General features: G+C 39.3%; 16 protein-coding genes. All 16 read right to left on the reverse strand.

What is annotated here, in order from left to right:
* Window positions 1-1,085, reverse strand: a 1,085-nt coding sequence (locus C3K47_RS05835; protein ID WP_133159336.1) for an eCIS core domain-containing protein, incomplete at its 3' end; no start/stop codon positions are given.
* Window positions 1,086-1,100: 15 nt separating this feature from the next.
* Window positions 1,101-1,859, reverse strand: a complete 759-nt coding sequence (locus tag C3K47_RS05840; RefSeq protein WP_103788192.1) for a peptidoglycan-binding protein — start codon at window positions 1,857-1,859, stop codon at window positions 1,101-1,103.
* Between the two features lie 34 nt (window positions 1,860-1,893).
* A complete protein-coding gene (locus C3K47_RS05845; RefSeq protein ID WP_103788193.1) occupies window positions 1,894-3,177 on the reverse strand; it encodes a contractile injection system tape measure protein in 1,284 nt (427 codons plus the stop codon).
* The gene (locus C3K47_RS05850; RefSeq protein ID WP_133159337.1) at window positions 3,174-6,947 is read right to left on the reverse strand and encodes a SprB repeat-containing protein; all 3,774 of its coding nucleotides are present in this window, start codon (window positions 6,945-6,947) and stop codon (window positions 3,174-3,176) included. The genes C3K47_RS05845 and C3K47_RS05850 overlap by 4 nt, the downstream gene beginning before the upstream one ends.
* 10 nt (window positions 6,948-6,957) lie before the next feature.
* Window positions 6,958-10,023: a hypothetical protein gene (locus tag C3K47_RS05855; protein ID WP_103788195.1), complete on the reverse strand. Its 3,066-nt coding sequence runs from the start codon at window positions 10,021-10,023 to the stop codon at window positions 6,958-6,960.
* Window positions 10,023-13,520 (reverse strand): hypothetical protein, encoded by a 3,498-nt coding sequence (locus C3K47_RS05860; protein ID WP_103788196.1) that lies wholly within the window; start codon window positions 13,518-13,520, stop codon window positions 10,023-10,025. Before C3K47_RS05860 ends, C3K47_RS05855 begins: the two co-directional genes overlap by 1 nt.
* Window positions 13,521-13,532: 12 nt before the next feature.
* A complete protein-coding gene (locus C3K47_RS05865) occupies window positions 13,533-13,949 on the reverse strand; it encodes a GPW/gp25 family protein (protein WP_103788197.1) in 417 nt (138 codons plus the stop codon).
* 3 nt (window positions 13,950-13,952) lie between these two features.
* Window positions 13,953-14,237: a PAAR domain-containing protein gene (locus C3K47_RS05870; protein WP_243392499.1), complete on the reverse strand. Its 285-nt coding sequence runs from the start codon at window positions 14,235-14,237 to the stop codon at window positions 13,953-13,955.
* 13 nt (window positions 14,238-14,250) lie between these two features.
* On the reverse strand, window positions 14,251-16,026 hold the full coding sequence (gene vgrG / locus C3K47_RS05875) for a type VI secretion system tip protein VgrG (RefSeq protein WP_103788199.1): 1,776 nt from the start codon (window positions 16,024-16,026) through the stop codon (window positions 14,251-14,253).
* A 5-nt stretch (window positions 16,027-16,031) separates the two neighbouring features.
* Window positions 16,032-16,736 carry a CIS tube protein gene (locus C3K47_RS05880; protein ID WP_103788200.1) on the reverse strand — a complete coding sequence of 235 codons (705 nt, stop codon included), beginning with the start codon at window positions 16,734-16,736 and terminating at the stop codon, window positions 16,032-16,034.
* Complete coding sequence (locus tag C3K47_RS19460) at window positions 16,736-16,909, reverse strand: DUF5908 family protein (protein ID WP_165784644.1); 174 nt, start codon at window positions 16,907-16,909, stop codon at window positions 16,736-16,738. The genes C3K47_RS05880 and C3K47_RS19460 overlap by 1 nt, the downstream gene beginning before the upstream one ends.
* Before the next feature lie 10 nt (window positions 16,910-16,919).
* Window positions 16,920-17,357, reverse strand: a complete 438-nt coding sequence (locus tag C3K47_RS05885; RefSeq protein ID WP_103788201.1) for a phage tail protein — start codon at window positions 17,355-17,357, stop codon at window positions 16,920-16,922.
* Complete coding sequence (locus tag C3K47_RS05890; protein WP_103788202.1) at window positions 17,357-17,791, reverse strand: phage tail protein; 435 nt, start codon at window positions 17,789-17,791, stop codon at window positions 17,357-17,359. The genes C3K47_RS05885 and C3K47_RS05890 overlap by 1 nt, the downstream gene beginning before the upstream one ends.
* Window positions 17,792-17,815: 24 nt before the next feature.
* Window positions 17,816-19,873 (reverse strand): phage tail sheath family protein, encoded by a 2,058-nt coding sequence (locus tag C3K47_RS19730; protein WP_243392500.1) that lies wholly within the window; start codon window positions 19,871-19,873, stop codon window positions 17,816-17,818.
* 33 nt (window positions 19,874-19,906) lie between these two features.
* Entirely contained in the window at window positions 19,907-20,488 is a 582-nt protein-coding gene (locus C3K47_RS05900; protein ID WP_103788203.1) for a hypothetical protein, read from the reverse strand.
* On the reverse strand, window positions 20,485-21,042 hold the full coding sequence (locus C3K47_RS05905) for a DUF4255 domain-containing protein (RefSeq protein WP_103788204.1): 558 nt from the start codon (window positions 21,040-21,042) through the stop codon (window positions 20,485-20,487). Before C3K47_RS05905 ends, C3K47_RS05900 begins: the two co-directional genes overlap by 4 nt.
* Window positions 21,043-21,322 lie beyond the last annotated feature (280 nt).

Below are 21,322 nucleotides of genomic sequence, written 5' to 3' on the forward strand. Positions count from 1 at the left end.
TTGGTTAAAGCTCTTCCAAGAGCATCAACAATTGTTGGCCAAAAAGGCTCCTCACCTGCGGCAATTAAAGTTCGTGTATGAATTAATGAAGCAATTGCTGCATCAATCATTTCAATGGCTCTGGTTTCGGTTTCTGTTATAAAAGAAACAGGATCAGTAATAACAGCTCCGCTGCTTGAAGTAAATGGTCCATGTGCGCATTCCACTTGCCGGGCCCTTGCTCGAAGAATTTTTTTTGCGCTAATGCCTGCGTTCTGTTGTATTACATGCGTTAGTTCATGCGCCAGTAGTTTCTTACCTTCAACAGTTTGGGGTTGATAGCGGCCGTTTCCAAAAACGATATGGTTTTTGTGGGTATAAGCCAATGCATTTATAGTTGATGATGACTGATGAGCCAGTGAGTTGTTATGGATTTGAACACTACTGAAATCATAGCCGAACCATGGTTCCATAAAGTTCCGCACTGATTCATCTATTGGCTGTCCACTTGATGCTAATACCTGAGTTACCAATGGAGATACTACCGGAGTTCCACCTTGATTATTCTCTTTCAGGTTGATCTTTCCTTCTTCTGCGTATGCTGAATCTGTTCGTTGAATTGATGTTTCGACAATAGGTTTTAACTGCAAGGAAGCCCCCGGCTCCTGGTTAGTTTCGTCAGATTCACAAGAGCTGCACTTCATTTGAATAATTGAATATCCGGCTGTTTTGGGCTTTAATTGAAGTTGTTGTTGATCTTCCTCTTCACATGCTGCACATTTCCGTTGGATCGGAATATCAGCAATAGGATCTGATTGACCAGCTTCTTCCCCAGCTTCCATTAGCTGCAGTTTTTCTTCCTCTTCGCAAGCGGCACATTTTTTTTGTATAACAGGAAGTGTTTGATTTGAAGATGCTGCTTCAGGATTCGGCATCCGCGTTACTTTTTCAGCCGTTGCATCGGCTTCATGTTCATAAGCATCATCAACCGGACTTATCGAAAGTTTAGGCTGTACCATAACAGGAGCAAAAAATGACTTGTTTTTTTGCTTGTTAGAAACATTACTTGTTGATTTTTCTGCTACGCCTGTTAGATGAGTTTGCATAACATTTAGTTTTGGTTACAAATTCACCCTGCCATAACCCAATACCTTATCCATCCTTGTTTTTACATATGAGAATCCGGCCACATTGGCCGCTTTATTACCTTCGAGTGTATAAATAAATCCATCTTCAAAATGATGAACAATACCAATATGGCCTAAACCAGAAGGCATACTTACCCGCCACCAAGCCACAATATCACCGGGTTCAAGCTGATGTCCATTGCCGTCAAATGACCAGCCTTTTTGCTTAAACTGATTGAAAATATTACGGGCACCGGCAGTGTATTTAAATGGCATTGCTGCTTTATTTCCATTGGCCGCCTGTAAAAAACACCAGCTCAAAAATGCTGCACACCAGCTGTTTCCTTCGCCTAAACCCGCAGGTTGAAGATACTTCTTGCACCATGGACCCTTATTGTTACCTCCTTCTTCCCCTGCCCCCAATTTGAGTTCATTTATTGCAATTTCTAAAGCTTTCCTACCTATCGCTGTGCCTCCAAATGAAGCATCGGGCATGGTTTTATAATCAATGGCACCACCTTTAACAACGCTTCTTGGGTTTTGCAATGCCCAAAGAGTGATATCTCCTACCTTTCCGTCAACCTCTAGTGGTTCATTATGTTTATTCAAATGGCTTGCCTGGAAGTTTTTCACCGCTTTCTCGGTAGCGGCATCAAATACTCCAGTAATGGGTATATTATAATCGAGCTCACGGAGAATATTTTGTAACTCCGTTACAGCGGCACCTTGACTTCCTTTTTTTAGAATAGGCATATGAGAGCGTTTAATGTTTTAAAATTATTTAATCTTAACACCACTCGGTGTGGAGTATTCCTTTCATCCAGGGTAGTTTAATAGTTCCAAATCCCCATGGCAGGCTGTCAATCAGTACATCAATGGTTTGTTGTTCAATAATTAAAAGCCAATTTCCATTCGATTCAATCAGTTTTCCGTTCCGTTGTATAAAAGTCTCCCGCAGGGCACCAAAACTTGTATTTTTCAAAACCCTCCAGTGTTGTATCACTATTTTCAATAATTCATCGCATTCTTTTTTTTCTTCATCACTTAAAATAATACGAGTGTCTACCGTTTCTTCTATTGAAATTCCACATAAAACTTTGTTGAGCATCAAGTTGAACTCTTCAAAATGTTCATTTCCGGTAGCCAGGTATTCTAAAACCATTACGGCTTTATGTTGCTCGGTAATACTTATCCAGCCTTTGTCCTCAGTTAGCTTTAATTCTTTAAATAATTCCTGAATAAAGGGATTTAGTAAGACCAAACCGGCATTTTTGATGTAAATATCTTCTGACAGAACTTCCTTATCTTTTTCTTTATGGGGATTGGGTTTTATGTCGATCTGCTCCTTCGTGTTTTCAATTTTAGTGATAGAGGAATGGAACACTTTTTTTAAGATCGTACTGAAATTATCATTCGGGAAAAGTCGTTTTAATAAAATACCTGAAGATTTCAATCGTTCATGTTCATCTAGCACCTTCATGAAATTTACTTCCGATTGCCCAGTTATTGATCTCAATGGTTCAATTCCTTTATCCATCTTTATAAATTCAGTAATAACATCAATAATAAAAGATTCGGAAAATTGTCTGCCCAATCGATCAATCTGATAGGTTTGATTTGAAACCTTATTGCTTAATCGTTTAATAAAGTTTTGGTCAATTTTTAGCAAAGGCTCCAAAGCTGAAACATCCACATGGCGACTGCTCCATGGCAGGTATCCATTCTTTAAGTAGAAAAAGAAAACTTCCTCAGCATTCAATTGGTCATCATTATCTACGTCTATTTCTTTAATTGTGAGTTCGTTAAGCTTTTCTTTTAACTTTCGGATGGTTTGCTCCGTAAGCTCCCATTCCCAGTTTTTCTCATCTATTATTCCGCAGTCAATTTCCAGGACATCCACTTTTGCAAAACGATTGCTTCCTACCCATTCATCAAATAATACGGATATGGCGGGCTCCAGTTTTTCATAGAAAACTTCGGTAAGACGATTTTGCATACCAAGTGCATTTTCAATAGGACTGAATTGAATCTCAATGAATTGCTTTTGGATGATATGATCGCTCTTGGTCATTTATTTTTGCCTTTAGGTTTTATCGGCTTTCTTTTATTGTCTCTATTGTCTCCAACGATAATATTGAGCTTCACTTTCTCTTCCCTCACTGCAAAACAGCCTTCCTTGGTAATTCCGATTACTCTCACTACAGGATCCCCTCCTTGTATTTGGGTTTGGGGTTTGGCATTTGTTGAATACAATGGTAAACCACTTTGGAAGTACCAGAAATAAGAATTAAAATCTGGTTGAATGCTGAATTCAAATACAGGTTTATTAAACTCAACCTGATTTCCTACTAGTTCTTTTATTACTGGTTTATTGGCGCATTTATCGATCTTTTCACCTGTACATTTATTCAATTGAATACAACCAAAAGGAGGAACAAAGGATAGCAGTTTTCCTGTTTGATCTAAAATGGCAACACCGGTTTTATCGTATAAAATGGTTAAAATAAGTTGCTGGTCGTTTATAACCAAAAGAACTTCAAAGCTCAATTTAAAATCATGGCAATCAAATTTGTCGATGATCAATAAGCGGTTTTCTTCATCATACCTAAGCATTGGGTTAGCAAACGGAGCTGGAATCAATTTGTTTATCCGTTCAACAAGCTCTTTGAAAATAGCATCGAAATTATTGGGTGTAATTAAATTATTCCTAGGTATAAGCGTGCTAGCAAGTTCATTAGTTAAATCTATATTGGTTTGTTTTAGATTTTCGTCAACCAAGTTTAAACTAGCTTTTCTTGGCTCCATAGGTAGCCTATTGACCGGTTTGGATATCCATAAAATATAATGACACGCTGTTGAATTACCGTTACATGGCAAATCACAAGGTACCTTGCAGGTATGGCTTTTGATAACAGCATCGGCCGTTTTACCTTCAGCATCTTTTACACCTACTTTAGCATCAGGGCTTCCACTTTTCAAAACTATGATTTGCCCGGTTATAGGATTACCATTTACTGTAATTGTATATGGAGGTGTGCCTCCGTCCACTTCAACCGTTACAGTGTATTCGGTGCCTTTTTCATTACATAATGGGTCACTAACAGCAACTCGTAAAGGTGCCGGTTCTGCTGACTGTAAAACATAAGAAACCGGAGAACAGTCACTACAGCAGATATATGGAACATAAAAATCGGCGATTACCGTACCTGAAGGGAATGGAAATGCAGCTCTTTCGGGTGCTTTGCGTAATGCTGCCAGCAATGCTTCTCTCGATGCTGCAGGGATGTTTTTATCGGCATCCAAAAAGTCTTTTACTGTATTGGTGATAAACGTGAATTGTTCAGGGCATTTAAATTCTACGGCCGAATGAAGTTCATCCGTTGCTTTTTTTATCTCTTCATCCGAAACATCCCTGTCTATCAGGTCGGGATGTTTGGCTAGCATTAAGCGCCCAAGGTTTTTGTTCACAAACAATGCGCTTACATCAAATCGGCGGTTTCGGGTATCTTCAAAATAAACCAAAATAAACGTTCCACCCTTTGTAACACCTGCCTTATGCTCAACGCCTCCATGTGTTTTAAAGTAATTATTGAACTTTTGCGCAAGCTTATATTGGTTCATCCGTCGGCGGTATTCATCTTTCAGCGCTTCTAAAATTTCAACAATGCAGGTGCTTAAAAATACCTGAACCTTATCGGTAATAGTTTTTAGCTGCCGGTTAAGGTTTTTTACAGCTTTTTCATACCTGTTATAGGCTGTTTTAAATTCCGTCATGTTTAGCTCCGACAGCTCATTGGTAAGCAATATTTTAAACATGCTTTCAATGCTATCGATGAGTTCGAAAAAGCGGAAATAGAGGCTTGCCGCTTTGATCTTGGTTCCTAATGAAATAGGATTAGTGAAGATATTGTCTGCAATATTCGAAAGATAAATGTCGCCAATGCTGCCTTTCCGTACTCCGCAGATCTTTAACAATGAACTTCCTTTTTGGTAGATTTTGGTAAGGTGTGATTCACTTACCAGGCGCGATAAAATTGGATGATTGACATTTAACCCCACAAAATCAATCTTTCCAATCAATTCATTTACTTCATTATCATCCTCTTCATCATCAGCAGCAGCAAGAAAACCTGCATCTGCTTTTGCTTTTATCACTGCCAAATCGCGGGATTTGGGTTTAAAGTCGAAACGGTAAATATTGCAAAAGGCATCATGCAGTTTGCACATAAACTCGGCTATAACCAGACGGTAGTCCGATTCTAAATCCTGGATTACACATTTGGGTTCTTTGCCCTGCAGTATGGCCCCAATATAATCGGCGCTTAATGCAATTACTTCCATCGGCAGGTTAAACTCCTGCTTAATTGCTAAAACACCGGTTAGTGCCGGGTTTATTTGTTTTCCTAAATGCCCTTCAACTCTAAAGAAGTTATACCTCTCAATATCATATAGTAATGGTTCTCTTACTAATGTATTAGTTGAATCAGCGTATTCATTGCTTTTGTACCCTAAATTGAAATCAGCTTCACCTTCAACCGTTTTTTTGTAGTTCCAAAACTGAAGTAATGATGCTTGTGTTGAGGTAGGTTTCAGCTCATAATAATAGGGTACTGACCTTTGGCTTAAATAGGTTTTTCCAAACGAACTAGGTGTTATTTTAATGGTTCTCTTTTCAAATGCTGACGGCAGATCAGGTGCAAAATTGAGTATAAGTAATTTCAGCTTGGTAAAAAGAAAACGTATTTCTCCAAGGCGATAATTTTGAGAATCGAATAGTGGCGAGTAAATGAAAAACTCACGATAAGCAGATTGTTTTCCAGGTAAAGTACTCACAGTTGCTTCGCCAAGCATTAGATGAAGGGGAAACCGCATTTCATCGGTACAGCACTCACTGTTTACATAATAGGCCTTTTCCCTAAACTCGTAATAAGTTTTTACCAGGTCATCTAAAAAATCATAGAAATACTGAATAAATAGTGGATTATTGGTAATTATTTTCTGTCTTATTGATTTTAATGTGTTCCCTATACCTCCAAAAGGGTTTCCTGTAGGTTCTTTCAGCAGAAAACTATAATTGGTATAACTGCTATTTAAGGCCTCGTCAATTTTATCAATGGTTACATCATCGGTGATGGTGGCAAAAGCGGCCAAGACAGCTGAGGTAGTCAGTACATTTTTTACAGGAACATTATATCGCTTTAGCTCGAGGTGTGGCAACGGGTTTTTGGCAATGTTTCCATTGAAATTGGCATTTATTTTATCTAAAACTGATTTTTTAACAAGTAATACTTTTGGTTCGAAATCCATGCGACTACCCTTGTCGTTGCAATCGTTCGTATCGCAATTCTTCAGTTTTAATTGCTCAGCTTCTAAAAATAGAACAACGGCCAATTCACTCAGTGTTGCATTGGTCATTGATGACAGTGTTACGGCTGTAGCTTTAACATCTGAACTTAGCGCTTCTAATTGGGCTGCGGTAAGTAGCTGCTGCATTGGTTCAGTAAAATCGGGTTTATAGAATGGCACCGAGCCTGTTGCAGAACTGTCACATTGGGAGATCAGGTCAAAGTCTTCAGGAAATTCCGGAGCTGTATAAGGAATAACATGTGTGTATTCGCTGTCGCAAAGAGGGATCAAAAAACCTTGCGATGTTAAGCCACAACCCTTCGATATTTTTATAGATGATGAACTGACAACTAGCTCCAACCCACATACAATACCACACCCTATCAATTTTGCACGGGTTAACCTGTTTTGCTCATCGAGATATTTGCGCAAATCATTCAGATGCGTGTTGGTAAGCACCTGATCGGCGTCAAATACAGGAAAACTGGTTTGCATACCCATAATATTAAGATTTAAATGTTCCTAAAACTGTTTTATTAAGTACAACTGTATTGCTTCCCTCCTTGCTCTCATCACAATTGTGGAGTGTTGCCAGCGGATATTCACTGTGCAGACTATTCAAAATTTCGATCATGCGGTTATTGGCAATGATAAAATCAGCTTCGTTAGCCACTTTGTCAAATGAATAAACCGCAAGTGTTTCAATCCATTTTTTATATCGAAGCTCAAATTCACGCATTAAGTCGTTATTGAGCCAGCAGATCTTCAGCATTATATGAGCTGGAGCTTCTTCCCTTATTTTATTCTCGAAATATTTACGGAAAGCCATGTTATCAAAATGACCTGGCCAGTATGGTAGCACTACCGAAGCCCTGAACGTATAAGGATCGATTTCACAAAGGCAGTCGCAATCGTGCAAACAAACCTGCATCAGGTTAAAGGCATTGGTGCGTGGTCGGAGTAAAATATGCTCGATCAGGTGAAGCCCTTCCGGATCGTTACAGATGCCTTCAAACTCCAGTGCAATTTCATTGATCGCTGCATTGGCTTCATCTTCTGTATCGTATTCATTGGTTCCTGTGAGTACATCTTTAAATTTTATCTTGAACTTTCCATCATTTATCACTGAGTAATTGGCTGCATCTTTTCCCGTTTCTATCAGGTCTTTTACAGCGGCCTCTGCCTCCGTTTTGTCTTCATAGTCTTTAGAAATTAGGTTGATTCCATTCAGCGAGGTTACCCTAAAACTATGGAAGCATTTAAGCAGTTTATTGCCGTTTTCTGTTACCTCCCTTTCGGTACAGATCACTTCAATGTTCTTAATGCAGTACAAAAACCGGCGGGTAAAGTCTTTGATTCCTGTTAATGCACAAATGCGTTTTTCCAAGCCCGAAACATTATCCGTGTCCCAAAGCTTTGTAGTATCCAGTAGGTATTCTGTTATGTTGTCTACAACTTGGGTGGTTTGCGGGTAATAATTGAACGCCTTGCCCCGGTTACTGCTTATATCATCATATTGCTTAAGGGTTTGCATTTTGGCTGCTGAAACCTCATCAAAGCTTATTTTTTCTTCGGATTGATCTTCATAGTTGATGGTGTACATCAACAAGGCATAGTCATTAAAAGATTCAGCAAATCGAGCTAACAAATGATCCAGGAACCTACCCCTGCGTTCTTCGAAAACCGATTTTGGCTCATATAACTTTTGCCATTCATTTTGAACCGCGGTTGTTGAATCGGGACTTGAAATGGCATTGTTGAGTATTGCCGTGGCTAAATCAGGTGCATACAATGTTTCGGTATCTTTTATGTTGGACAGAAATTGAGCAAAGTATGTATGAGTTAGCTTGTTGGTTGAAAATAGTTCATGTGCATGGGTTAGTTGCGAAAAAAAATCGGCCAATAGTTGTTCATAGAATAATAGATACGATTTGAGTTGTCGTTGTTGGATCCTTCGTTGGTCGGTAACATCCGCAGGCAATCCCGCTTCTCCTATACCGTATACCAGCGGAAAATCATATTGAACCGGCCAAAAGCTTTCAGTGTCTCTTTTTGCACCCTTTGGAACAGGCAAATCATCTTGTAAACCATTAAGTTTATTCCTCGAGCGAATAGCATGCATTAATTGTACGGTATCTTTCACCTCGTCATACCTTGCTATAAATGGGAATCCATCCTTAAACAAAAGGATCTTCGACTTATCAGTGCGAAATGCAGGTTTATGCAGCGGTTTAATAGGCATGCACCATTTAAGGTTTTTGTATGCCGGATCAACCTCTCCATTTTCTTTGTATTTGGTCATCTGGAAATTACGGATCGCCACTATACCCTCTATGTTCATCAACAGGTTAATAATATCCGAGGCATGTAATTCAGTTTTTAAATTGGTTGATTCGAGTTGAACGGTATCAATAAAACCATGCTGAAGAATAGGTCCGTTAAATATTTCATCCACCGGGACCTTTTTCTCCAAAAGCTCTTTTAATGAATAAAATAATATTGGTGGATTCAGGTAGTTTTCTATTTCGAAGAATATTTCGGCCTGTACTTTCTCTATATCGGCATTCGGTTTAACGTCAACATCAAAACAAAAAGCTATTTGATCGGTATCGGCAGTGGTAAGTTCTAAAAAGTCTTCACATAGGTTACGGTGCTCATTAAGAGTTTTAATAGCACTTTTTACTAAGCTTTGGGAAAGTTTGATTTTTCCCAGATACTGTTTAAAAATTTCGGCGATCCAGGTTTTATTGCCAAAAATAGCTTGAGCATTAGTATCATTTACTTTTCCTGATGCAGGTTGTTTGGAGATCGAAACATTAAAAGATTTAGGGTTTGCTATTCCTGAAACAGTTAAATCGCAACGCCAGCCATTATTGCTTGCTGTTAGTATTGCTGTTTGAATTTTAGTTTCATCGCTGGCTACAGTAGCAAAATTAAAATCAGCATTTTTCCAAGCCTCCAATTCAATAGAAAAGAAAAATTCACTGTCAACATATATTCCTGCCAGTTCAGGGTTTCCAATTACAATGTCTCCATCATTTAAATCGCCAAAGCGATCATCTGATTCGAGTGAAATCAATACTCTATATAAACCCGAAAGAAACAATGGTTGGAGATTTGGAACTAAGGTCAAGAAGTCATTTTCACAATCGGCATAAATAGGAACCTCATTAACTGCGGTATTTTTGCCATCCACCACATTTACCTCATTGGCAATGAGCCAGGCGTTTTCCACCCCTTGCAAATCAACCAACAGCTTGCGGTAATCATTAATGGTAAGCGGATTGATCGTAAGAATTTGATTTGCTGTAAAAAATGTTTGTCCGCCAACCAAATTACCATCATCGCCCGTTAGTAAATCCTTCATGTCAAACCCTGCCCTGTAACCCAACTCAGTGATCGCATAACAAAGGGCCTCTAAAATGGTTATTCCCGGGTCATGAACATTAAAATCTGTCCATAAATCACTGGCTAGATTTTCAATATGCCGTAACCCTTCTTTCCGCAAAAACTCATAATCCATGGCTTGCGGAAGTTGCCTGTTTTTTGGTATGGTAGTTTTTTCTTCCATCAGCATGTGCAGGTGGCAGGTGAATTGATCAAATGTTTTTCTTTGGTAATCTCATTTGCATAAGAAACAAGCAATGACCTTGCTGTGGAAGGAGTCGCTTCTTCCACATCTCTTTTTTCGGTTATATGTGTGGCACCATTCCGTTTAATAATATGATGCATTTTAAAACAGGTTACAAAATCAACATAGGGTCGTTCTTCAATAAAATTTAATACTGCTGATTTAATGATCTTTCCTCCAAATGAAAGCTGGCCATTAGTATCAAATGCCCAGGGACTGAGGTGTTTTTCAATTTCCACATTCAGTAATTGGCCGTAAAAAGCTTCATCAAGATGTTCATGAAAAGTTACCGAAAACTCAAACTGCACCTCTTCAAACTGCGGGTTTTTAACATGCAGTTTTACAAACGGAGAGATAATCGTACGCAGGAAAGCATCAATATTTACCAATGTTCCAATTGGAGTATAAGGTTTTAAAGGATCGATGCCTGTTTTATTTCTAAAATCGGGAATAGTAATAATGGTAACATGTCCGGGGTAATTTTCGCAGAAGATCTCGCTTCCATCACCGGCAGGATAAAACCCTGCATGGTTAATACATCTTGCCTTGCTTATTTGCGGGAACTGTTCCAGAATGATGTGTTCATAGTCCCAAACCGTTATACCACGCTGTTTATGGCGTAGCCGTTCACTCACCCTCAAATAAAAGTGCTCATCAGTTTCGTTGGCCCTGCCATTAAATGACTCAAAAGGCTGACTAATACTTTTAACCTCGACAATCGTTGCTGCCGGCTTTGAAATGGTAGTTGCGGGAAGCGTTTGTGTAAATTCAATTCCTGTTGCTTCGTCTTGCACCAGCGTCACTCGCGCGGCTTGAGCTTGTACCGTTATCAGTTTGCAAACCGCATCAGGGTTTTGTTTTACCGCAGCCTTTATCCAGTAAAGCCCTTTCTGTAAAGCTGTATTCAAATTACTTATATCGGGTTGAAGCGTAACTGTTAAAATACCCGATTGAGTAAGGTTATGCGTTAGATCAACCAGGTCTTTAGTTTCAAACTCCAGCCAAGTATTTCCCTTTGCCAAATAGTACCAGGTTACTTCTTCTTCATTTTTTAGGGGATTTGAAGATCCATCCGAAACCTGCAATAAAATAGTTACCACCTGTTCAGGTTCAGTATTATTTAAACCGATATACAATTCGCCATCATTAGTGATCTCCTGAACAATTGTGATCTTTGCAGAAGGAACTTCACTATTAAAATAAACCTCGTAATAACCAAAAGGCGTTAAATGAAGGAATTTGTTATTGGCTGAAGTATTCACCGATGTAAGGGGAATAGAGGCTGCAGCTTTATAATTTATTGAAAAATCAGATAGTGATAGTTCCGATGGAGAAGCTATTTCTCCAGTAGTGATCTTATAGGTGGGTGTACTGCTGCTGGTTTTACTGATAGTTGTATTATTGATCTGATTTTTAACATTGGTTAAGTAGCTTGTCCGGGAATAAGTCTCAACTCCCAATTTCAGTCGGATAAATCCTTCTACAGTAGTTGGTTTTATGGCTTCATTAGGTCCAAAATCTTTAGCAGCAACCACAAAACTTCCATTAATTGAAAAAGCATTGGTTCCTATGGTACTGCCATTAATAGCCACCCATTTGGCTTGACTTAAATACTGGATCTCTTCGGTATAATCTATTTTATTGCCAAACACAAAAGCCAGTTCAGTAATATTCTTTTGAAAGATCTCCTTGCTTCCAATATAAAAAGACGAATTAGCATCAGGAAACTCCCCAAAAGGCTTAAAAGGTTTTGAGGCATCAATGGTTCCTGTATCGTTTGAAAGCTCAAGATTTTTAATGCCATTGGCTTCTACAGTAATGGATACCGAATGTACCCTGTCGGCACTAAGAGTGGTATATGAATATGAAAATGGGGATGATTGGTTCAGAAAGATCTTTAATAAAGGCAAGTCAGTCTCAATATTCTCTTTATGGATACTTTCGGAATATGGAACAATTGCCGGATCATTGGGGTTCAGCGTGATCGTAAAAGTTAGTTGATCACCAATGGTATTTCCAATAGATTGAACTTGTACATCAACCCATCCTTTAATACCTGTTAATCTTGCAGTGAAAAAATCAGTGTGAGGTAAAGTTGAAGCCTCGGCAAAGGTCGTGGTGCCTGTGGCAAAACTTACAGTTATAGTGATAATACGGATACCTTCGTTAAGGAAAAGGAGGTTGGAAGCAATGGCAAAGCCAGTTTGAGCATTTACCAACAAATCAGGGTTTCCGAAAGTAAACCAACTTTTATCTGCTGAGCTAAGTTTAGCACCTTGTCCATCTTCCGAAACCGCTATTGGTGCAGAAGCCAGTGTCTCTTTAGTTTTTTGCAGAAACTGTATCGATTGGATCTTTTCTACTGTTGCCTTGTTCAACACCACATCCTGATCCAATGAGTAATTCAAATCTTTTCCGCTTAGCTTATCCTTTCCACCCTTGAATAAAGTGCCTTGTTTTATTAACCGGTCAGGTATTGGCTTTTGAAGTTCAAACAGTAAATGCACCGAATCGGCGATGGCTTTTTTATTGGTAAGCTGAAGAACTTCTTTATAATAAAAATCGAGGTGACGTTGGGTGTATTTGTTAAGTTCATTTTGCGCAGTAGTAAACAGCTTTACAAAAGCAATTATAAGTGCATAATGCGGAGTATGGCTTGAATAATCCTCAAGTGTAATGGAAAAAAGGTTAGCCGCTTTTTCAGCAAGTGTTGAAATAGCCTTCAACAAGGCTTCAACCTGGGCAGTGAAAAAGTTATGGTTAATAATGTAAACGATCTTACTTTTGATGTCGGGCAAACTTACCGGAAGGCTTAATCCCAAAACAGGAGCCGGCAAAATCCAGTTTGCACCAAGATCCGTTAACTTAAACAAACTACTTAATTTAGTTTGTATAGGTGATTCACTATCAGTAGTTAATGAGTTTGGTATTAAACCTTCGATTTCAAAATCGTCATATAATTTTTTGAGATTGACAGCAGGTAAAAGAATCTTGGTTTTAATGGTCGCTTCTAATTGCTGCTTTAACTCAAAGGAATCAGGTAGTAAATGATACTGCTCCGAAACGAGGCGTAAAAGTGAAAAGGTAAGATCGAAAACATAGGTAAATTGTTGTTGTGCCTTTATATCGGTATCGCTTAATTCAATTCTTTTATAGAGAAGTTTTTTATAATCGGAACATTTTGCTGCGTCTAAACGCATGAGCACCGCCAGCGTTACGCTAATGTCCATTTTCATAAAAGGTTCCCAGTTGTCATCCGCAACGGTAAGGGATGAATCGTAGTAATTTAAATAAGTGGAATAGCGACGAAGGAAAAGCAGAAGATCAGCCTCCTGTCTTTCATCGGGCTTGACAAAAGAGGTTGCCAACGCATCCAGCATTCGGTTTAAAAGGCTGGTGCCTTCTCTCAATAATGGATTTTTATCGTTACAGGCCATTATTTCTATACTTTACTTTTTAACCTCTGTTCCTTCTTTTATATAATACGGATACACAAAATTCAATCTCGAATTAGTTGAGCGGATCGTGTATTCAACAATGATCAACACCTTTCCTTCCAACTCTTGAGAATCGTCGAGCTCAATGCGGTTTACATCAATGCGTGGTTCGAAATATAAGATGGCCGTAGCCACCAGGTCTTTTATATAGGTTTTAAAAGTGGTTGTTAATGGTTCGAATAATAGCTCATCGAGGTTACAACCATAGGTAGGTTGCATTACCCGTTCTCCAGGACGTGTTGAAAGCAATATCTCCAGGCTGCTATTAATATCCTCTTCATTGCTTATCATCACTACAGAGGCAGTTTTTTTATCGAACTTAGGTGGAAATCCCCAGCCGGTTCCAAGGAAAGATGTTTTAATGCTCATTATTTATCCTCCAATTAAAACTGTCGGGCAGCCGCCCACTATTGTTCCTCCGTGTGCAGTTGTGTCTCCCATTCGCACTGCAGGTTTTCCACCGATAAGCACTGTTGTAGAGCCCATCGCAATACTATCAGGAGGGCCAACACAAATGCAAATATTGCCAACCGTGGCAGCCGGCAAACCGGCAATAAGTACCGTGGGTTCCCCTGCGTCCATTATTGGCCCTCCAACATGGGGTACAGTGCCACTTACCAAGGGACAAACATGCATATCAGTTATTCGTGCTGCCATCGACATATGCTCATCAGTTTATTTTAACAATTGAACCCTTAATCTCGGTAGTTCCCCCGCCCTCCACTTTTACAGCTGAACCACCTTGTGCCTGAAGGTTACTATCTGCTTTTATTGAAATATTATTTGCCTGCACAGAAAGGTTTCCTCCTGCTTTAATGTTTATATCATTTGTCGATTCAAGGGTGATCTTCCCATCTTCAATTACTATTTTATCACCATTGTCATTTTTTACCGTAATAGTGCCTGTATCATCATTCATTTCAAACACTCTTCCGCCGGGTGTTTTAATGGTTACGCTTTTCTTGTCATCATCAAACAACAGCTTTATTTCCGACCTTGAAACATAACCCTTTTCATTATTGTCGCGGCTTGGTTCAAGGGGCGCAGGTAGGGCGCTACTGTGCAGCATGCCTAGTATCACGGGGTTAGACGGGTCGTCATTTATAAAACCTACAATTACCTCATCATCTATTTCTGGCCTGAAAAAAGTACCCCGGTTATTACCGGCATCTAGTGTGGCTACTCGCGCATGTATGCCGTCCTGATTTTCATCAACCATAGGTAGCCTCAATTGAACCCGATACTCTCCTTCGCTGTCTTCGATATTGGTAACCTTACCAATTTGCAATCCCTGGATGGATGACGATTGGCCAGTGGATGAAGCCGGATGCTGAGGATTAGTTTGTTCGGTAAAAAACTGCTCATCCCAACCCAAAGTGGCCTCTGTTATCCAGCAACCATCGCTATATTCTTGTTCCACAGCCGAAACAAAATGATAACCTTCAAAGCTTTTTCCAACGCCTCTTATCTCCACAAAGTCTCCCGGTACAAGGGTAATATCTGTTCTCGCAATGAATTTCACTTTGCCTTTAATTCCCGATAGGTCTTGTTTTATCTTCCGGGTTCGGGTAATTGCATCCTGTTCTTCCTGTGTGAAAAATGCCGACGACCTCATTTCAAATCCAGAGGAAACATGTTGACTATCATCATCCGCTTCCTCTACAATTGTTTCGTCAGTGCTCGATTCACTTACCCTTTGCTCTCTAAAGTCCCAGCTCAAGGTTCTCACTTCATTATTTCTGATGCGCGAATCCTTATCGGCAGTAAAATCAAGTATATTTTTACCATGCACCAACTTTAGCATTTGGCCAGAGTCATTGGCAGGAGGATTATTTATTTGGAGCGCCTTTATATTGATACCCAGACTTGTGATCACGCAAATCATTCCTACCACATCAATACGACCGATCATAAAGTCCCAATCTGAAATATTTGACTGCACAAGCTGTTCGTGACGAATTGTGGCTGAAGCAATGTTTTCAATCTTTAAACTGTGTTTGTTTATCAATTGCTCTGCAATTTCAGAAGCTGTTATTTGTTTTTTGAAATGCGCATTACCGCGGTTTACAGTCATTTTTATTGCTTCAGATTTGCATTCCACATTCAGCTCACAACAATGATTGTTTACCGCGTTGGTATTGGTCACTATAATTCCGGAGAATAAGAACTTGTCTTCAGGAGAATGCCCATTTCGGAAATACCCTAGTTCAATTTCAATTGTTTTCCCAGGGACAAACTGCCCGCTGCTATTTATTGGGAAATCTTGCCTGCTTGCTTCCCCGTCAATTATAGAAAGATTTGCGGTAGGTATTTTATTGATCTCATGCTTAATAGAAAGCGATTTTACATGGTATTCACGTGATATTTCTTCCCCTGCAACCTTAATAAGCAGGGAGACAACATCCATTTTCTCTTGGAGTAAAACCGTGTTAGTATCTTCAGGCATAGTTGTTAATCAATAGGTGGAAATAAAACATTCACTCCAGGTTTCACCTTTCTAAATCCATCCAGCCGGTTAAAGTCGGCCACATCCGTATAGAAGTTCTGATTATTATAAATTTTGAAGGTCATTAATGAGAGCCGGTCGCTGGCGGTAATGGTTCGTTCGTGTGTTATATCCGGACTTTGGGAGTTTTCCTTGGCTACTCTTAATTCTTCAGTTACCGTACCTTTAAAAGTGCATTTTGCAATAGCGCGAAGAGGTGTTCCGTCAGGTTTAAATAATTTGAATTCAATGTCTAACGCTATCAAAACACCCTTGAACAAAAGTGTTCCCCAAATAATTTTGAGATAGTTGGGCCGATGTTTTTCGCCATTATATTCGAATACCCGTTTTCTAAAATCGTCAATCTGATCAGCAATGCTTCCATTAAATAAAGCAAGACCAGGCACTGCAGGCACTGCTGTATCTTTAAACGCTCCCGTTCCATCAAACAAAAAATCAAAATTGAAATCCTGCGGTGGCATTTTATTAAACTTCAGGGCAACGCCGGAAGTGCCTGAAGCCTGTGTATCGCAAAAGTCAACCCTATACTTGTAGGTATAAGTTTCAGGATTGATTAGCGCATAAAACTTATCACCCACAGGTTCATTTAAATCAGGATCTTTATAAGCCTGAAAGTATAACTTCTCTATTTGTCCAAATATCGATGCCATTATCGTTCAGCTTTTTGCCGTAAAAATCGAATAACCCTATCAGTTACATCTTTTGTAATATCTTTCTTCAATTTGTTAATATCATCCTGGCTTAAAACCGCAGGTCGATTACTTTCGGACTCTTTGCCACTCACAACTGCCTTTATATGCAGTTCTTTAATTTCTATAGGCATAATTTTAATTTTAACTGATGATATGGAAATATTGATAACTCAGCGTTACCGACTCTACAACTATTGAATTTTCCTGGGCATTAAATCCCGAAATCGACCATTTTTTAGGTATGGCATTTACTACAAACCAAGTTTGCAATGGTGCGTGTTCTTCATTAAGCAGAGAGATCGTGAGATTGATGGGCTCGAAAACAAAATTTTCCAAAGCGTTTCTAAACCAAAGGATCAGCAAAGTATTAGTAAACATGCCTCGTTTAAGAGTAATGTCTGAATACCGAGCTCTTTTTGGTACTTGCCAGGTAAACCGGTTTTGGCCGCCTTCCACAAATGATTCCATCTCAATTTCAGCATCGAGCCCGCTAACTTCCTGAAAGCGTGAGTCCGCTCCCTGATCGATAAGCATAAACGATACTATAAAATGGAAACCTACCGGTGGATATGTGCTCATCAGGCCTCATTTTGAATGGTTAACCCTTCGTGCGCCAGCTCAATAGTCTCAATGGCAACTTCGTTACCGTCGGCCTTTAAATCAGTCGATTGTACTTTTACGGGCCATGCATTTTTAATCTTCCAAACCACCACCGGCTCATGACTTTCGTTGAGCAGCGAAACAATCACATTGCGTCGTTCAATAGTATTGAGTGCCACAGTGTTCCACCAATTGTAAAAGTCATTGTCGCCTTTAAACGTGCCTCGTTTCATGGTGATATTGCTGAACTTTTGCATGCCGGGCATTTTTATTTTATGGTATTCAGGGCTTGCGCCATCGCGGTATTCAATTACTTCGGTAGAAACCTCTAAACCGGTTACTTCGGTGAAACCAATTTTCGCACCGCCCCACTCTACCTGAAAGTGAAACTTTGGAACTGGGTATTGTGCCATAGCTATAGTGTTTTATGTTAGTTGTTAGGCTTTTTGCATTAAATGTGAAAAGCGAAGAATGATAAATTCGGCTGGACGAACGGCGGCCAGGCCTATCTCCACGATCAATCTCCCTTCTAAAATATCCTGAGAGGTCATTGTTTGACCCAATCCGCATTTTACAAAAAATGCATATTCAGGTTTTGGACCTGCCAATGCTCCTGCGCGCCACTGAAGTGTTAAATAGTTTTCGAGCATTGCCCTTACTTTTACCCAGGTATTGGCATCATTGGGTTCAAATACAAATGGAATGGTAGCTTTTTTGGCTGATTCTTCAATGGTGATGAACAAACGTCGAACAGGTACGTAACGCCATTCGTTACTGTTACCATCAATAGTTCTGGCTCCCCAAACCAATGTTCCTTTTCCGGTGAAGAACCTTATTGCATTGATGGATTTACCGGTATCGCTTATATTCAGATCATCATTGTCGGTATTATCAATGGTGTAAGAAAGCGATTCAACTCCCTGAATGTTAACATTGGCAGGTGCTTTCCATACTCCACGGGTGGCGTCAATGAATGCATAAATACCAGCAATTGCGCCGCTTGGAGGAAGCTCGGTTGCAGTTGAAGCTATTTTTTGATTGATTGAGCGATACAACGAAAATGTATCATAAAGTAATCGTTCAAAACCATTTTCTATAAAAGCGGCTGCCGTTTTAATAAATGATAGTGAGTCGAAGAGGTCTTTCATTATTTGAGAGATCTTTGGCTCAGCCGCGATCATATTTTCCTGAAACTTCTTTTCCTTATCTGGATCGGCAGCGGGAATAGGTTTATTTGGATAGATGGTATCGTCGAAAACCACATTTGCATCATCCATCACATTTATTCCTGCATCAACCCATCCTGTAGCGGTCCAATTAGCTTTTGGATTGTAAAGCTTGTCATCCACATCAGTTAATGCTTTATGAGCTTTATTGTAGCTATTAAGGGTCTTCATGCGGCTCCGTAGACTATCGGCCAATACTTTTCTAACCGTATCGAGTACAAAAATGGTAGGATCAGTTGATGGTGGAACTGGTGGAATTGTTGCATTAAGAACATTACCACTATTAGTGGCAAGGTCATCTAAAATGGTATCGGCTTTACTGTAAAGGTATACATACAGATCTTTAAAGGCGGCTTTTACATCTGCAGGTACTGGAACCGCAATACCCACTTTTTGCTTAAACACTTGCACTTTTGCATTGTAATCATCTAAAATAGTATCGCTTATTTTTGATTTTATGAAGTCATTATCGGCAATACTCTTTTCGAGGCTGGCTATTAAGTCCTTGGTTTTAATATCGGCAGTTGGAACTAAAGAACTGAGACTTATATTGGTGCCGAATTTAAACAAAGCACTCGCCAGGGCTCGATAGGTTACATTTTTCGATAAATTACTTCGCAGATAAGGTGTATAGGCTGCACCATAATTCATGGAAATCAAATCGATATTATTCCTGAATCCGGTAACCGAATTGGCCCATTCAGTATCTGTTTTTGATGGGGTTAGGTCACAAATAGTAAAGCGGTCCTGCAGGTCATAGCATTGTTTAAGTGCCATGTTTTGCAGAAAATACAGATCAGTGTCGGCCAGTTTTACCGCATCGGGAAAGAGGATTAAAGTGGGCTCATCTTCTTTTTTCAGCGGTCCACTAATGGCCGTTTCAAATTTTGCACGACTCAAAGGCGTTTTATAATCGCCTATAGAAATTATGTAAGACTTCCCTCCTCCATTTAAATAAAACATTCTGATACTGTCGTATAGCAAATAATCGGTAGTCATGTCCACATGAGTTACATTGTTGTTTACATCCAGATCAACATGTGTGATATTTAATTGCGGACCTTTTCCGAAATAACGTTCAAACTCTACCAACGATTTAATTTGCACCGCCTTGTTGGTTAAACTTTCCCCATCACGTGTGGCAATTTCAGTATGACCAATAAACGCTGGCACAGCCGTAGCAACTTGTGCCACTGAAGGCGGGAATAAAGGAATCTCGGTGGTGTAAACACCTGGAGTCCGAATGGCGGTTTCATTGATTTGTGACATAGGATTTATAGTTTATAAAAGCGTATTAATTCTTTAAATTTTACTTTTAAACTGAATTTTATATTCTGGGCTCTTCAATTGATGAGCAGCACCGGTAAATAATTCATAGTTGGCATTTACCGCCCCACTGCTAAACACGTCCACTATAGCAAGGCACGCTTGTTCGGGTGCCAATAAGGAGACGCTCCTCAAGTCGCTGTTATTTATATCTCCGGCAGTATTACTAATAAACATTCCGGAAGCGGCGTTAAAGCGATTACTGAAATAGTATAACTGCTTTGCACCTGTTACCGCGATATCGGTTTTTCTTAAAAAACTGGTGTTTCCTGTTATATAGAAACGTAACCTAGTTTCATCATCAAAGGGGAGGAACGGTATCTTGGGATCAGTTGCCGGTGGAGCAAATAAGTTGCAGCGCATAAAACAAATGAGTTGATTGTTTATAAAGCGACTACTCATTGTATAGTTATTAAAGTGAATACGGGTTTGTGAATCCGGTATTATCTGAAGCTCATCTGCAAGTTGCACGGTGCCATTTGCCGAATACCCAGAATGTGAAATGTTTAGAATAAACAGTTCCTTATAGATGGTTCGTACTGTTTCTACCAGTTTCATTTCATGAAATATTTAGTTTCTATTTCTTTTACCAGGTTACCACCATCCTCTGTCTCATGATCGATCGTAACCATTCGCACACGGTACACAACTGATGGATAATACTTGCTGCCCAACACCGACCATATTTCGTTTAGTTGCTGTAAATTGAGTGTAACCATCTCGGCAATCAGCTTTTCAATTTTTGAATCGAGTGTGGGTGTGTTAGCATGGTCAAAAACATATTTTTTCTGAAAGAATTCAATTACATGCTGCAGGTTTTCAAGCGATTTGCCATAGGCATTTGACGGTTTTAAAGAAGTGAATAGTAAGGTAAGATGCAGATGTAGCGCAGGATTTTTAAGAAAAATATCATTATCCCTTCGCTTGAAATAATCGGGATCACGTGAAATACGGTTTTCTTCGATATTGATCACCGATATAATAATATCAGCGTTGGCATCGGCAATATTGTTAACTAGCTCGCTGATATTACCTACATCAACCGTTACCGTAAAACCGTTCAAATAATTGTCAAGTTCCTGTTGAATACAATTTACAGCCGAAAAAATCATAAGAGCGCAATTAAGCCGTGAGCAATAAAATCTGCTTTAATTTTAAACTTAAGTGGGAGACTAACACAATTTGGAAAGCGGAGATGTTATTTCCCGTTTTTCATTTGGTCATTTTTAAATGGTAGTGAGTAAAAATTGGTTAATCGTCTGGTATGGTGTTGATCGCAAAAAAATTGACCTATCTTAAATTTAGGGAAATTCATTTATAAGACCAAAATGAATTTGTTATTATTATAACATTGACACGTTACGTGGTCTTTGGCTGAACTATTAAGACTTT

It is taken from the genome of Solitalea longa, from assembly GCF_002920915.1.
Taxonomy (GTDB): Bacteria; Bacteroidota; Bacteroidia; order Sphingobacteriales; family Sphingobacteriaceae; genus Solitalea; species Solitalea longa.

Excerpts from the sequence above, each read along its gene's own strand:
- C3K47_RS05840 (WP_103788192.1), bottom strand. The coding sequence starts at position 1,859 with ATGCCTATTCTAAAAAAAGGAAGTCAAGGTGCCGCTGTAACGGAGTTA.
- C3K47_RS05880 (WP_103788200.1), bottom strand. The coding sequence starts at position 16,736 with ATGGCATCGATATTTGGACAAATAGAGAAGTTATACTTTCAGGCTTAT.
- C3K47_RS19730 (WP_243392500.1), bottom strand. The coding sequence starts at position 19,873 with ATGTCACAAATCAATGAAACCGCCATTCGGACTCCAGGTGTTTACACC.
- C3K47_RS05855 (WP_103788195.1), bottom strand. The coding sequence starts at position 10,023 with ATGGAAGAAAAAACTACCATACCAAAAAACAGGCAACTTCCGCAAGCC.
- vgrG (WP_103788199.1), bottom strand. The coding sequence starts at position 16,026 with ATGCCTGAAGATACTAACACGGTTTTACTCCAAGAGAAAATGGATGTT.
- C3K47_RS05890 (WP_103788202.1), bottom strand. The coding sequence starts at position 17,791 with ATGGCACAATACCCAGTTCCAAAGTTTCACTTTCAGGTAGAGTGGGGC.
- C3K47_RS05885 (WP_103788201.1), bottom strand. The coding sequence starts at position 17,357 with ATGAGCACATATCCACCGGTAGGTTTCCATTTTATAGTATCGTTTATG.
- C3K47_RS05865 (WP_103788197.1), bottom strand. The coding sequence starts at position 13,949 with ATGAGCATTAAAACATCTTTCCTTGGAACCGGCTGGGGATTTCCACCT.
- C3K47_RS05845 (WP_103788193.1), bottom strand. The coding sequence starts at position 3,177 with ATGACCAAGAGCGATCATATCATCCAAAAGCAATTCATTGAGATTCAA.
- C3K47_RS05870 (WP_243392499.1), bottom strand. The coding sequence starts at position 14,237 with ATGGCAGCACGAATAACTGATATGCATGTTTGTCCCTTGGTAAGTGGC.
- C3K47_RS05850 (WP_133159337.1), bottom strand. The coding sequence starts at position 6,947 with ATGCAAACCAGTTTTCCTGTATTTGACGCCGATCAGGTGCTTACCAAC.
- C3K47_RS05900 (WP_103788203.1), bottom strand. The coding sequence starts at position 20,488 with ATGAAACTGGTAGAAACAGTACGAACCATCTATAAGGAACTGTTTATT.
- C3K47_RS05860 (WP_103788196.1), bottom strand. The coding sequence starts at position 13,520 with ATGGCCTGTAACGATAAAAATCCATTATTGAGAGAAGGCACCAGCCTT.
- C3K47_RS05905 (WP_103788204.1), bottom strand. The coding sequence starts at position 21,042 with ATGATTTTTTCGGCTGTAAATTGTATTCAACAGGAACTTGACAATTAT.
- C3K47_RS19460 (WP_165784644.1), bottom strand. The coding sequence starts at position 16,909 with ATGCCTATAGAAATTAAAGAACTGCATATAAAGGCAGTTGTGAGTGGC.